We start from the raw sequence: 15002 nt of genomic DNA, 5'->3' as shown, positions 1-15002 counted from the left end.
TAATAAGAAAGGAGATATTGCCAAAACGAAAAAAATGGAGAAAATATCCAAGAATCACTAAACAAGGAAAATACAAAAAATACAAATAATAGCTTATGTTAGTGCCATTACTCTCAAGAGGAGATTCACACACACTTGCCTCGCTTTTTTCTTTTCAATTATTAATTATTCATTTTTTATAAACTTCCCCACACTCACTCCGTCCTCATTTACAATTTTTATAAAATAAATTCCGCTTTGTAAATTACTAATATCCACTTTTGTCTTTTGCCTTATACCTTTTGCCTTTATCGTTTCTTCTCCACTTATATTATAAATTATTATTGTGCTTTGTTTTGTTGTTTGCGGGAGTTCTATTGTTATTTGAGTGTTTGCAGGATTTGGATAAATATTTATTTGATTTTTATTAAATATTTTGTTTTCAATATTAGTTGGGATAATATTGCAACTACTATCAATAGGCTGATTAATACAAGTTCCATCATCAGAAAATTTTGCTAAAAACAATGTGTATTTCAATGGGTCACAAAATCCTTTATTAATAGAATCATTACCAAATCCAAATTTATAATTTGTTGACCCTGTAAAATATTTCATACCAAAATTATCACTTGTCATTAGCATTTTATAATCAGTATAAGTGCCACCATAAGACTGGATGTTAACAAATCCTGTCGGCATTATCCATTGCAAATTACCACTATTAGAAATTAATGATATAAATGCTGTCTGTTTAGTTGAATTTCCTGTTTCACCATAAACATTTTTATTTTGGGAATTAATTGACAAAAAATCATTATAGCTACCGTATAAAATTAAATTTGAGTCATTGGAAAATTCAAGTCCATTTGCTGAAAAATAAGGATTAATATTATTCCATATAAGGGTTCCGTTATAATCGTATTTGGATAACAAATTGCCTTTGATTTGTTTGCCCGGTAATGACAAAGGATTACATCCCTTACCTGTTAAATCCCATGAAATAGAAGTGTAAAAATTATTTTTATTATCAAAGATAAGTAATGGAACATCCAGTGAATTTGGAGTAGTGCCAAAAAGTAATGTTCTTTTTATAAAATTAAACGAAGTATCAAGTAAATATACTCTTTGCGAATTATATAAATAAATCAAGTTGTTATTTGTAAATTTTATTTTAGGGGCAATTTCATAAGTATAAGCATCTTCATAACCTGAGTTATGCCACCATGCATCATTATATCTTTTTAAGCTATCAATATAATTAGAAAAATATTTTTTTATAATCATTCCATTTTTTGACATTTTATAAAAATTTCCGGTTGGAGGAGGAAAGGCGGTATTATTTGCCTGGATTAACGATTTAGAAGCATTATATCCTGAACAAGCAAAATATAAATTATTATTATAATATTTTAAATCTGAAATTCCAATTACAGTTCTACCATATATATCACAGCCATCTTTAGAATAAACTATCCATTTGAAATCTCCTTTGCAGTTGTATTTTATTACAAATAGTTGTCCACATCCATTATCTGAATCTTCTCCAGCTAAAACAGAAACAGTATCTATAGCTAAAAATCTATTAAATGTTCCAGCAATGTACACATTCCCTTCATCATCATTTGCAATAGATGATATGAAAGAATAAGAACATCCTCCATGCTTATAATGATCTGGTATCTTTTCCCATAATAAATTTCCATGTGAATCGAATTTTTGAAAAACAAAATTATCATCTGAAGAACCATCAACATAACAACTGCCTTTATTTGTCATTCTTACACTGGCAATATAAACATTTTGTTTTTCATCAATATGTATAGCTGTTATTTTTTCGGGAGATATTAGTTTTTTCAATGAATCAAAAGAACAAGCTGTAACTTGCCCATAAGGTGCTTTATTAAATATAAAAATTTCTTTATCAATGGTATCTCTGCATCCTTCGTTTGTTATTCCAATCAATCGGATTGTTTTTCTTCCAGTTGAGTCATACTTTATTCCATTTGGTACATTTGACGAATCAATGTTTTTTGAAGCTGTTGAATCGAAAATCCAAACATAATTATCTGCAGTTGAAGTATTACTTAATGAAATAGTGTCCCCCACATAATATCCGCCTATGCTTGTTTGAAAACCAACAGTATAATTTCTGTAGGTAACTTGTTGAGTTTGGCTTAAAGTTGCCGAACAACCAAATTTATTTGTAACATACACACTAAAAGTAACCGTTGCAGTTATTTTTTCGGTTTTTAAATATATTGTTGCACCATTTCCTTTTACCGGTGTTCCTACATTTGTTGAGCCATTTTTTAGTTGATAAGTAAAACCAATTTCCGATAAGGCAACGGTTATAAATGCTGAATCGCCATAACAGACAACAGGTTTTACTGCTGAAACAGTTAAAGTTTTATTTGGTGCAGCCACAACAATAATATGATAGTCGGTTTTCTGTTTGCTCCCACATGAATTGGTTTTAGTAGCAAGTATATTGAAAGTAGTTGTAGATGTTATATTGCCTGTATTAAAAATTAATGTATTTCCATTTCCGCTTTTTGAAGAACCTATGTTTGTTGTGCCATTTCTTAATTGATAAGTAACACCACTTACAGAATTTAAAACCGATATATTAGCGGAAGTACTCGGGCAAATTGTATCTTTATCCTGCGTGGTATTTAAAGTAAAATCCAAAGAAGATTGAACATAAATTATTTTAGTTAACGAATCATAATAATGTCCGTTATATGATATTAAAGTTATTGTATCGTTCTGGCTTGGGTTTGTAAATGTGTAAGAAGTATTATATGTATTGGCTAAAAATTTTCCGTTAAGTTTCCATGTGAATGTATAAGAGGGTTTAGAAATATTCAGAAAATTCACAAGTGAATCTTTACAGAAATAAGTATCATCAAAACTAAATGAAGTAATAGGAGCGGAATACCCGCCAAAGTTTGTTGTTTTATACAATTTACCAGTATCACAAACAAGGTAACCATCGGTATTATTGAAGTAAATTTTATTTATATTATTATTATTAAGCGTAATAAAACGTTCCCAATATAAACCACCATCTCTGGTTATATATAAACTTTTATTAGCAACTACAAAAACTGTATCTTTATTATATGCATATATTGGTCCACTTGAATAGAATTTTAAATCATTCCAAGTATTCCCGCCATCAGTAGTTTTTAATGTAGCATCCCCATCGGCTGATGTGTAACCTATTAAACTATTGCAAAAATGTATTGAGGTCAAATAGCTATTTACGGCTGTACTGCTCCATGTTGAACCGCCATTCGTGGTTTTCAAAATTGTATTGCTTCCAACAGCAAATCCGGTTGTATTAGATGTAAAAAATACAGATTTTAATTCCACACTTGCTCCCGTATTCAATTCATTCCATGATAACCCTCCATTAATAGTTTTAAAAATTACTCCATTACCGATACTTCTTTCTCCTGCAACATAACCTATTGATGAAGAAGGAAATGAAAATGAATTCAATTGAGAGAAACCAGAAGTGCTTTCTTCATAAACAGCTTCCCACATTTGACCTCCATTAGTCGTTCTTAAAATGCCTAATGCATTACTCATTATATACATTCCTGTTGACAAACCAATATTTCCGTCAAAAAAGTGGATGTCGTACAAGTAACTTGCTAAACCCCAAGGATAATTTGCCCAAGAGGTTCCATTATTAGTTGTTTTTCTGAGCGAATCACCTCCTGTAAATATTGTATTGTTTACAATGTTTATACAATCTAAATCGGATTTTGTTTTTGTGGAAAGTTGTGTCCACTGTGCATTAACAAAAAAATTGCAAAGAACAAGAAAAGCGAAGAGAGTAAATAGTTTTTTCATATTATTTAATTTATTTTTTTCGGTTTTTTAGTTTAAAGGCACGCCCCTATTTCATTTAATTCAAATTTACGCCGGTTAAATTAGCATCACCATTATAAATTGAACCAATACCTTTTTTATAATATATTATCTCATAATAATTATTTGCAACATCACCAGCATACTTCACACTTATTTCTAATAAACCGGTATAATTACATTTCGTGGTATTATAAGAAGCGTTTAAAGAAGTAACCCGCATGCTATCCGTACCACTTTTCCATTTTTGATTAATGTATGGACTACCGGGTACTTTGAGAGAATAACTGCCGCTGGTATTTGGATTAGTTGAATAATAAACATCTCCATTGGGGTCAACCCTATAATACCAATCTGACATTTGAATATTTTGCACATATTCTTCACAATGGTAATAAGGTGTAACACCATCCATCACTTTTTCCGTAATTAAATGCTTAATAATTCCATACATACTACTTGTCCAAATCCAATAATTACCTTCCTTTAAAGGAAAATAACTATTTGAACCTTTTCCGGTACAAAGGTATTTTTCATCACACGATGCACAGGGTCCTCCGCAGTCAACATCTGTTTCTCCCTGGTTTTGTATTCCATCGCTACATGTAGCTTGTGTGGTATTGTTATTATTGCTATTGCTGTTATTATTTTTATCATCCTTTTTGCAGGAATGGAAAACAAGTGCTGTTCCCAATGCTGCTAAAGCCATTAATGTAAATATTTTTTTCATGATTTTTTAATTTTTAAGGTTAATATTAATTTTATTGTTTGTTATTTTTATTTATTTTCTATTACTCTTTAATTACCTGTTTTTAAAATTGTACCACAATCGCCTACAATACAACCTGTATTTGCATTGATAAAATATACTGAATGTAATTTTTTAGCGATTCCGCTACTTTGAACTGTCCAGTTAGTGCCTCCGTTTGTGGTTTTCAAAATTATTCCCATATTTGTTGTGGTATTAATATCACCTACAACATATCCTATATTAGCATCAATGAAGTAAACGGAAGTTAAATCATTTGTAGTTCCGCTTGTTTGTGCTGTCCAGTTCGAGCCCCCGTTTGTGGTTTTTATTATTTGCCCTTGTAACCCAACTGCATATCCTATATTTGCATTGGTAAAATAAACGGAAGCTAAATCACTTGCTCCGGATTGTTGAGTCCAATCATTGCCTCCATTAGTGGTTTTCCAAATTAAGGTACTGTAATAACCACCAACAATATATCCTATATTTGCATCAATAAAATAGACGGAATTTATTCTATCATAAGGCGGATTACCTGTTTCTGACCAATTGGTTCCTCCGTCTGTTGTTTTTGCAATTGTTCCATTGTAGCCAACAGCATATCCTGTATTCGCATCGGCAAAGTAAATAGAAGTTAAATCATTGCCTCCACTTAATTGTTTACCACCCCAATTAATACCTCCGTTTGTTGTTTTTAAAACTGTTCCACCACATCCAGCAATATATCCTAAATTAGCATTAATAAAGAAAATAGACAATAAATGTTGTGTTCCGACTGTTTGTGCTGACCAGTTTGTTCCGCCATCAGTCGTTTTTAGAATTTTCCCGCCAAGACCAGCAATATATCCAGTATTAGCATCGGTAAAGAAAACAGAATAAAAACAAGAAGCCACGCTACTTGTTTGCTTTGTCCAATGTTCGCAAGCAGGACAAGGACCGCCGCAATCAACACCCGTCTCTCCTTGATTTTGTATTTCATCGCTACAAGTAGCTTGTGTGGTATTTTTATTACTATCATTATTTTCATTGTTGTTTTTATCATCTTTTTTGCAAGAATGAAAAATAACTGCAACACCCAGTACTACTATAGTTAATAATGCAAATAGTTTTTTCATAGGTTTTAGTTTTAAGGTTAATACTAATTTTATTTATTATTTTCTTAAAAATTTCATCTTTCAGAAACTAAGACATTAGTTATTTTTACAACTTTTTCTTACTTCAAAAATTTCAATTTCAAAATCTGTATTGCAAAACTCATAACTATTAATGGAACGATTAAAAACAATAGGTGCATTGTATTCCGTTTTTAAATAATTGATGTCATTATAAACCTGCCGTCCGCTAATATCAAATCTTTTAGCTATTGTTTCGGCATTACCGCTATTTTTAAGTTTTATAATAGCAACAAGCCGTTTTAGTCGTTCTGAATATTCCTTAAATCCTTTTCTCATAATTGTATTTTACAAATTTTACTTATTGTACTGAAATAGAATTTCAGTTTTCCTTTTTTCTTATTAAATATAAACACCTTAAAAAATTTCAAAACCCTTTAAAGAGGTACAAATATAAACAGTAAAATATTAGTATTTAACGGCAATTCCGTATAACTACGGTTTTATTTTACGCAGCTATGATTTTATTTTACGAAGGGGGTTTTTATTCAATTAACAATAGTTAATGTTATTTTATATTATTGTATTATACTAAGCACGGTAATAAAATGCGTAAAATATCTAATTATTGCTGTATTGTTAAATTGTTTAATTGTTGTTTGAAATGCACACAGTATTGATTTTTTTTAACAATTGAACAATATAACAATTTGACAATTTGTTTTAATAAAACGCAACTTTTAACAGTTTGCAGTATAGATTAGTGAAGCTGGATGTTAGGCAGCATACTTTTTTCTGTGTTGCGTAATTGATTTTTTCTTATATTTGAAAAAAAATAATTATTTATGAATACAGCAAATATTCAATCAGAAAAACTTAATATTATAGAATGGATACTTGGACTTCAAGACAGAACAATACTTGAGAAGATAAAGTATTTAATAAATAATCCTAAGACCACAACTGACTGGTGGGACACAATTTCAGAAGTTGAAAGACATTCAATCGAAAATGGGCTTAATGATATTGAAAACGGAAGAATAACATCTCATTCCAAAGTTAAAAAAAATTATGAAAAGTGGTTATAATGTTTTATGGTCAGATGAAGCAGAAAGTAATCTTAAAATAATAATTGATTACTTTGAAACAAATTGGACTGAAAAGAATTGAGAATATTTTTTCAAAAGTTTGATAAGACACTTGATTTAATTTCTCGAAATCCACAACTTTTAGCTTGACGAATAAAAGGAAAAATGTCAGAAAATGTGTCTTTAGTAAGCAGACAAGTATTTATTATAAATTTGAAAACAGCAAAGTATATATTATTAGCTTATTTGATAATAGAAGGAATCCTAAGAAAAACATAGTATTTCAAAATAAATAGTACACTGCCTAACATGGTGTTGCTATCAACTGGGGTTCGCAACAACTTGAAAGTGTAAAACAATAAATAAAATTAATCACGGTTGAAACTGACGAAGTTATTAATATCCCCTCCGTTAGCAACACCAAGAATGTTAGATGTTAGATGTTTGAAATTTGCGATTTTTCTGACCTCCATCTTCCAATTTCCAACTTCGGTTTTGTTACAATATTTCATAAATTTATTTGTAAATAAGTTAACTTATATAATATCTATTGTTTATTATAAAGAGGCAATAATTTTCAGTATTTCATCTTTTCTGGCTGATGCAATAGGAATATTAATTTTATCACTCACTAAATAATAAGTGCCTTCACTTTTATTAATTTTATTAATATGATTGATATTGACAAGATGAGAACGATGAACACGAATAAAGTCAAAGTCCTTAAGCATTTCTTCAAACTCTTTTATGCTTTTTGAAATAAGTACAGATTCTCCATTTTTCAGAAATACTGTCGTATAGCTCTGGTCCGACTCGCATCGGATTGTATCATTTACATTACAAATAAAAATATTTTTTGCAGTATTCAGTATTATTTTTTTGTTTGATTGTTTTATTTGTTTAATATTATTTATCAGTACATCAAAATTTTTGCTGTCAGTTTTTTGTACAGGTATTCTATTTACGGCAGCTATTAATTCATCGGAATTAACAGGTTTTAGCAGATAATCCAACGCACTAAATCTAATTGCATTAATAGCAAATTGATTGTGAGCTGTAATAAAAATTATTTTGAAATTAACTTCTTCGGCACCTTCTTTTTCTGCAATAAACTGCTCTATTAAATCAAATCCGGTTCCATCGGGCATCATTATATCAAGAAAAACTACGTCGGGTTTGTTTTTTCTGATAGCTTCCAAACCTTCACTAACACTACCAACTTCAGCAACTATTTTTATCTCAGGACAATAATTATTTAAATTAATTAGTAGAGATTCTCTGGCGTTTTTTTCATCATCAATAATAATAGCAGTTATCATTTGCGTAAACATTTTATGTTACAACATTAAGAAATTAAATAAAGAGTAAAAATAAAAAAACTTTTTAACTTTGAACTTTAAAAATTCAAATAATGAATATAGAAAAAATTTGCAATGAAACTCGGGAAATAATCAAAGATGTCGGGAAATTCTTAAAAAAAGAAATTTCAAATATTAAAGCCGAAAATGTAGAACTTAAAGGTTATAATGATTTTGTTACTTATGTTGATAAAACTTCAGAACAACGTCTTGTCGATGCTTTGAGCAAGCTTATTTCCGGTTCTGGATTTATTGTTGAAGAAAAAACAACCAATATTAAAGGAAAAGAATACACATGGATTATTGACCCTCTCGATGGAACAACAAATTACATTCACTCTGTTCCTTTGTTTGCAATAAGCGTAGCACTTACGAAAAATAACAAAACTATTCTCGGCGTGGTTTACGAAATAAATCTTGATGAATGTTTTTATGCTTTTGAAGGTGGTGGTGCATTTCTGAATGATAATAAAATAAATGTTTCAAAAGTCGCAAAGTTAAAAGACAGCTTGCTTGCTACCGGTTTTCCGAATGTTAATTATTCACATCTCGAAAAATACATGAAGCATCTTGAATATTTGTTCAGAAACACTCACGGTGTTCGTCGTTTGGGCTCTGCTGCCACGGACCTTGCTTATGTTGCCTGCGGTAGATACGATGGCTTTTATGAATACAATTTGAGTCCGTGGGATGTTGCTGCGGGTGCTTATATTGTTGAGCAGGCAGGTGGAAAAGTTTCGGATTTTAAAGGAGGAAAGAATTATGTTTATGGCAAAGAAATTATTGCAACCAATAATTTTATTTTTGAAGAACTTCTTGATACAACCACCAAATATTTCATTAAATAATTTTAATAAAGATTATGCATATTTTGCAAATTTAATTTAGATTTGTACTAATTTAAAACTTACCAAAGATGAAAAATAAAATAAAAATATTAGTTGCACTTGTTTTAATTTCTGCTGCTGCTTTTTCACAGCAAAAAATAGTAAATACTTTAGTTGTAAATTCAAAACTTATTAAAGTCGGTGCTGAAAGGACAAGCGAATACCTGCCCTTGCTCAAAGATAAAAATGTTGCAATAGTTGCAAATCAAACATCGCTTGTAAAAAACACGCATATTGTAGATACACTTTTAAAACTCGGAATAAAAATCAATAAGGTTTTTTCACCCGAGCACGGATTCAGAGGAAATTTCGATGCAGGCGAATCAGTTACTGATTTAAAAGATGAAAAAACTGGAATTCAAATAATTTCTTTATATGGTAAAAAAACAAAACCTACAAAAGAAGACCTCGCTGATATTGATGTTGTGGTATTTGATATACAGGATGTGGGCGTGAGATTTTACACATATCTGAGCACATTGGAATACACAATGGAAGCATGCGCAGAAAACAAAATAAAATTAATTGTTCTTGACAGACCGAATCCCAATGGTTATTTTATTGATGGACCCGTTTTGGAAAAAGAATTTTCTTCTTTTCTCGGACTTCATCCTATACCGCTTGTTTATGGAATGACTATTGCCGAATATGCACAAATGCTTAATGGGGAAGGATGGTTGAAAAATAATATAAAGTGCGACCTTACTTGTATAAAATGCGATGGATACAACCACAGGCAACTATATCAACTGCCTGTTCCGCCATCGCCAAATCTGCCAAATATGGAGTCGGTTTATTTGTACCCTTCTATTGGATTGTTCGAAGGAACTTTAATAAGTGTGGGCAGAGGAACGGATTTATCATTTAATGTAATAGGTCATCCTGCTCTTAAAGAAGGTTCATTTTCTTTTACACCCCAAAGTATTCCCGGAAAAAGCAAAAATCCGCCTTATGAAGGTAAAAAATGCAATGGTTTCAAACTTACCGAATTTGCAGAATCATATATCAAAAATTCAAAACAATTATACCTGTATTGGCTCATAAATATTTATGATGAGTTTCCTGATAAAGCAAATTTCTTTAATTCAAATTTCAACTTCCTTGCAGGAAATTCAAAACTTAAAATGCAATTACAGGAAGGAGTTAAGAAAAAAGATATTAAAGACCATGCCGAAGATTTAGCTAAAGATATTAAAAAAAGCTGGCAGGATTATCTCGAAAAATCAATTAGAGATAGCTGGCAGGACGATATAAAAAAATTCAAATTAATTAGAAAAAAATATATTCTTTATTCCGATTTTGAATAAAAAAACTAAAATTGAAAAAGCAGGAATTTCAAAATAACAGAAAAAAAGATTTTAAAAGTACAGCAACCAAATCAAATGTTACTGTAACTGTTGCAATACCAAAAGAAAATTTCTGGCAGAAGTTCAGCAATAGTACGAGATTGCAAATAATTTTCCTTGCTCTGATTACTTTTATTTTATATGCAAATACCTTAAATCTAAAATATACCCTTGATGACCGCCTCGTTATTACCGACAATAAATTTACAAAACAAGGAATTCATGGAATAAAAAAAATATTATTCAGCGATTCATTTGACGGATTTTACGGAGAGAAAAAAAATCTTTTACCAGGCGGCAGATATCGTCCTTTAGCACAAATAACTTTTGCAATAGAATACCAAATTTTCGGGGGAATAAATCCTTTTTTTAGCCATCTTGGAAATCTTATTTGCTTTGCATTAATCTGTATTCTGATTTTTATTTTGCTTAACGAACTTAATAAACCACCACCGAATACTATTTGGTACTTATCGCTGACTTTCATAACAACAGTGCTTTATATTGCACATCCCATACATACCGAAGCAGTTGCAAACACAAAAGGAAGAGATGAATTATTCTGTATGCTTTTTTCTCTTATAACAATATTGCTTGTTCTGAAATATCTCAACACAAACAAAATATTGTATTTGCTCATTTATTCCGTTTGTTTTTTCCTTGCATTGATGTCGAAAGAAACAGCTATTACTTTCTTAGTAATAATCCCCCTTACCATTTATTTTTTTAAAAACTATAATTTTAAGAAAATCATCATATCAATTCTTCCCCTGCTTTTAGCAACTTTCGCTTATGGCATTATCAGATACAAGGCACTTGGTTTTATGCTAAATTCGGGAACCATCGAAAAAGAACTTCTGAACAATCCTTATGTAAACGCTACCATCAGCGATAAATATGCAACAATATTTTATACAATGGCTTTATACTTTAAACTCCTTATATTTCCACATCCCCTAACACATGATTATTATCCCAAGCAAATTCCTATTATCGGATGGACTGATTTCAGAGCAATAATATCATTACTTATTTTTATTTTCCTTGCATTTTACGCATTAAAAGGATTAAAAAAGAAGAATCCAATTTCCTACTGGATTTTGTTTTATCTGCTCACTTTTTCTATTGTTTCAAATTTGCTTGTAAATATAGGTGCTTTCATGAATGAAAGATTTGTTTTCATTCCTTCGCTCGGTTTTTGCTTTGCTCTTTCTTATTTTTTAATTATTGAAATAAAAAAATATTTTAAAGTTCAAAACATAGCAAATAAAATTACGCTGACACTGATAATTATACTATTTGCGGGATACTCCGTTAAAACTATCACAAGAAACCATGTGTGGTATGACGATTTTACATTATTCACCACCGATGTTAAAACTTCGGAAAATAGTGCCAAATGTACAGTTTCGGCAGCAGGGATGCTGATTGAACGTTCGGAGAAAATAAAGGACACCATACAAAAAAAGGACTATCTTTATCTTGCTATCAAATATCTTCAAAAGGGAACATCACTACATTCAACTTACATCGCAGGATGGGTTTTATATGGAAATGCATATTTGTATTTAGATAAATATGACGAAGCATTTATTTGTTACAACAATTGCATTAATATAAATCCGGCACATTCTGACGGCACCACAAACATGCTTACACTCGGACAAAACAGTTTAAATAAAAAACGATTTTATATTGCTTACAAGGCATTCAAGCGACTTTTAACTGTTAACCCTGATAAATTCGAATATTGCACGGGTATGGCTCAGGTATATGAAAATACGGACAAACCTGATTCTGCACTTTTAATAATGAATTCTTATGTTGCCAAAAATCCTAATGATTACAGGGGATACAATCGGCTAGGGCAAATATGGGGTCAAAGAAAAAACAATATCGATATGTCACTTTTATATTTGAATAAAGCAATTCAACTTAAGCCCGATGATGCATCTATTCTCCAAAATATGGGAGTTGCTTATGGAATAAAAGGCATGTACAAGGAATCACTTGAAGCATTGCAAAAAGCCCTAAAATACAAACCCGATGACCCCATGACATATCAGAATATGGCGAATTCTTATGCTCAAATGAAAATGCCTGACAAGGCAAACGAATGCAGAGTGAAAGCAGCAAAACTAACTCAGGAACAAAAAAATAAAAAATAATATGGAACTCAACCAACTATCAGCAATTTCTCCTGTTGACGGAAGATACAGAAATCTAACATCTGAACTTTCGCCTTATTTTTCTGAATACGCTCTTATCAGGAAAAGAGTATTTGTAGAAATTGAATATTTTATTGCTTTATGTAAATTGCCATTACCGCAACTTAAAGATTTCGATAAAAGTTTATTTTCAAAATTAACCGACATATCAGAAAATTTCAGCATTGATGATGCTTTAAGAATCAAGAAAATTGAAGAAACTACAAATCATGATGTAAAAGCAGTTGAAATTTTTCTTAAAGAAAAATTTGAAGCATTAGAAATATCAAAATATAAAGAATTTATTCATTTCGGACTTACATCGCAGGATATAAATAATACAGCTATTCCGCTTTTAATAAAAGAATCTGCTGATAAAATTTATTTCCCGTTGCTTAATGAACTCATTGGAAAATTAATTTCCTTTTCTGAAGAATGGAAAAATATTCCAATGCTTGCAAGAACACACGGGCAACCGGCTTCACCTACAAAACTCGGAAAAGAAATTTTTGTTTTCGTTGAAAGATTAAAACAGCAACAAAAACTTATTAATACAATTCCTTATTCCGCGAAATTCGGCGGTGCCACAGGAAATTTCAATGCCCACCATGTTGCATACCCGCAAATTGATTGGGTTAAGTTTTCAAATAATTTTGTTAATGATACTCTCGGTTTGGTGCGTTCACAAACAACAACACAAATTGAACATTACGATAATCTTGCTGCTTTCTGCGATAATCTTAAAAGAATAAATACAATATTAATTGACCTCAACCGCGACTTCTGGATTTATATTTCAATGAATTATTTTAAACAAAAAATAAAAAAAGATGAAGTCGGTTCATCAACAATGCCGCATAAAGTAAACCCCATTGACTTCGAAAATTCCGAAGGCAACCTCGGACTTGCAAATGCTATATTCGAACACTTCTCCTCAAAACTTCCAATTTCACGCCTGCAACGTGACCTTACCGATTCAACTGTTTTGCGAAATATCGGCGTTCCTATTGCGTATTCAGTTATTTCAATGAAATCTCTTTTAAAAGGATTGAATAAACTTTTATTAAATGAAAATGCCATAAAGCACGATTTACAGGATAACTGGAATGTAGTTGCCGAAGCAATTCAAACAATACTCCGTCGCGAAGGTTATAAAAATCCTTATGAAGCACTGAAAGTACTGACACGCTCAAATGAAAGCATGACAAAAGAATCTATTCATAAATTCATAAATAATCTTGATGTTGAAAGTTCGGTGAAAGAAGAATTAAAAAAAATTACTCCCGAAAATTATACGGGGATATTTTAATGACTAATTAATAGTGAAAAACCAGTAATAACAAATTATTCATCATTTCACAAATTCACTACTAAATGAAAATTAGCGGATTTACTTTTATCAGAAATGCCATAAAGTTCGACTATCCGGTTGTTGAAGCGATTAATTCCATTCTTCCGCTTTGCGATGAATTTGTTGTAGCTGTTGGTAACTCCGAAGATGAAACTTTACAATTAATTCAAAATATTAATTCTCCCAAAATAAAAATAATAAATACAATATGGAATGATGAGCTTCGCGAAGGAGGCAGAGTTCTTGCAATTGAAACCGATAAAGCATTAAAAAATATTTCTCCCGATTCCGACTGGGCTTTTTACATTCAGGCGGACGAAATCATACACGAAAAATATTTGCCTGCAATAAAAGAAGCAATGCTGAAATGGAACGATAATAAAGAAGTTGAAGGATTGCTAATTAATTATCTGCATTTCTATGGTTCTTATGATTACATTGGCACAGCACGAAAATGGTACAGAAAAGAAGTACGAATTATCAGAAACGATAAAAACATTAATTCTTATGGTGATGCGATGGGCTTCAGAAAAAACAATAATAAATTAAAAGTAAAACCTATTGATGCTTTTATTTATCATTACGGATGGGTGAAATCGCCGGATAAGCAGCAAGCAAAACAACAAACATTTAATAAATTATGGCATTCTGATGAATGGCTCAAAAAAAATATTCCTGATGTTGAAAGTTTTGATTATTCACAAATTGATTCACTTGAAAAATTTAATGGCACTCATCCCGAAGTTATGCAAAAAAGAATTAATGCAATGAATTGGAAATTTTCCTTTGAGCCAATAAAGAAAAAAAGTTTTAAAACAATTATTTCCGATTGCATCGAAAAAAGTACCGGATGGCATATTGGAGAGTATAAAAATTATAAAATAATTTAAATAATAAGAACTTAAAGTTAAATTTTTTATTTTTTTATTTGGTGAAATTTTGTGTTTTGGTGTTTTTGTGGCTACTGTTTTTTTGCCACTAAAACACTAAATCACTAAAGCCCACAAAAGTTTTAGATGCACTCTATTTAATAATACTAAA

General features: G+C 30.8%; 12 protein-coding genes. 6 read left to right on the top strand and 6 right to left on the bottom strand.

Features of this window, described 5'->3' with window-relative positions; translation table 11 throughout:
- Positions 1 to 165: 165 nt before the first annotated feature.
- The 4 genes from WC223_07865 to WC223_07850 all read right to left on the bottom strand — a co-directional run bounded on the left by WC223_07865 (position 166) and on the right by WC223_07850 (position 6063).
- On the bottom strand, positions 166 to 3843 hold the full coding sequence (locus tag WC223_07865; GenBank protein ID MFA6924158.1) for a T9SS type A sorting domain-containing protein: 3678 nt from the start codon (positions 3841 to 3843) through the stop codon (positions 166 to 168).
- A 55-nt stretch (positions 3844 to 3898) separates the two neighbouring features.
- Entirely contained in the window at positions 3899 to 4591 is a 693-nt protein-coding gene (locus tag WC223_07860; protein ID MFA6924157.1) for a hypothetical protein, read from the bottom strand.
- Positions 4592 to 4659: 68 nt separating this feature from the next.
- The gene (locus tag WC223_07855) at positions 4660 to 5727 is read right to left on the bottom strand and encodes a YCF48-related protein (protein MFA6924156.1); all 1068 of its coding nucleotides are present in this window, start codon (positions 5725 to 5727) and stop codon (positions 4660 to 4662) included.
- 75 nt (positions 5728 to 5802) lie between these two features.
- A complete protein-coding gene (locus WC223_07850) occupies positions 5803 to 6063 on the bottom strand; it encodes an HTH domain-containing protein (protein MFA6924155.1) in 261 nt (86 codons plus the stop codon).
- A 506-nt stretch (positions 6064 to 6569) separates the two neighbouring features.
- Here WC223_07850 and WC223_07845 point away from each other — a divergent pair.
- Positions 6570 to 6812: a hypothetical protein gene (locus WC223_07845; protein ID MFA6924154.1), complete on the top strand. Its 243-nt coding sequence runs from the start codon at positions 6570 to 6572 to the stop codon at positions 6810 to 6812.
- Positions 6813 to 7180: 368 nt separating this feature from the next.
- On the opposite strand, the gene WC223_07840 is transcribed toward WC223_07845, so the two are convergent.
- Positions 7181 to 7324 carry a hypothetical protein gene (locus WC223_07840; protein MFA6924153.1) on the bottom strand — a complete coding sequence of 48 codons (144 nt, stop codon included), beginning with the start codon at positions 7322 to 7324 and terminating at the stop codon, positions 7181 to 7183.
- A gap of 45 nt (positions 7325 to 7369) precedes the next feature.
- Positions 7370 to 8131 (bottom strand): LytTR family DNA-binding domain-containing protein, encoded by a 762-nt coding sequence (locus WC223_07835; GenBank protein ID MFA6924152.1) that lies wholly within the window; start codon positions 8129 to 8131, stop codon positions 7370 to 7372.
- Positions 8132 to 8223: 92 nt separating this feature from the next.
- On the opposite strand from WC223_07835, the gene WC223_07830 reads away from it, so the two are divergent.
- The 5 genes from WC223_07830 (at position 8224) to WC223_07810 (ending at position 14851) form a co-directional block, all read left to right on the top strand.
- On the top strand, positions 8224 to 9018 hold the full coding sequence (locus WC223_07830) for an inositol monophosphatase family protein (protein MFA6924151.1): 795 nt from the start codon (positions 8224 to 8226) through the stop codon (positions 9016 to 9018).
- Positions 9019 to 9086: 68 nt separating this feature from the next.
- Complete coding sequence (locus WC223_07825) at positions 9087 to 10364, top strand: DUF1343 domain-containing protein (protein MFA6924150.1); 1278 nt, start codon at positions 9087 to 9089, stop codon at positions 10362 to 10364.
- Positions 10365 to 10375: 11 nt separating this feature from the next.
- Positions 10376 to 12571, top strand: a complete 2196-nt coding sequence (locus WC223_07820; protein MFA6924149.1) for a DUF1736 domain-containing protein — start codon at positions 10376 to 10378, stop codon at positions 12569 to 12571.
- 1 nt (position 12572) lies between these two features.
- Positions 12573 to 13919 carry an adenylosuccinate lyase gene (purB, locus tag WC223_07815; protein ID MFA6924148.1) on the top strand — a complete coding sequence of 449 codons (1347 nt, stop codon included), beginning with the start codon at positions 12573 to 12575 and terminating at the stop codon, positions 13917 to 13919.
- A 65-nt stretch (positions 13920 to 13984) separates the two neighbouring features.
- On the top strand, positions 13985 to 14851 hold the full coding sequence (locus tag WC223_07810) for a hypothetical protein (protein ID MFA6924147.1): 867 nt from the start codon (positions 13985 to 13987) through the stop codon (positions 14849 to 14851).
- The last annotated feature ends 151 nt before the right edge of the window (positions 14852 to 15002 follow it).

This window comes from Bacteroidales bacterium, from assembly GCA_041671145.1.
Classification (GTDB): Bacteria; Bacteroidota; Bacteroidia; order Bacteroidales; family JAHJDW01; genus JAQUPB01.
This window is presented reverse-complemented; position numbering and strand designations above follow the sequence as displayed.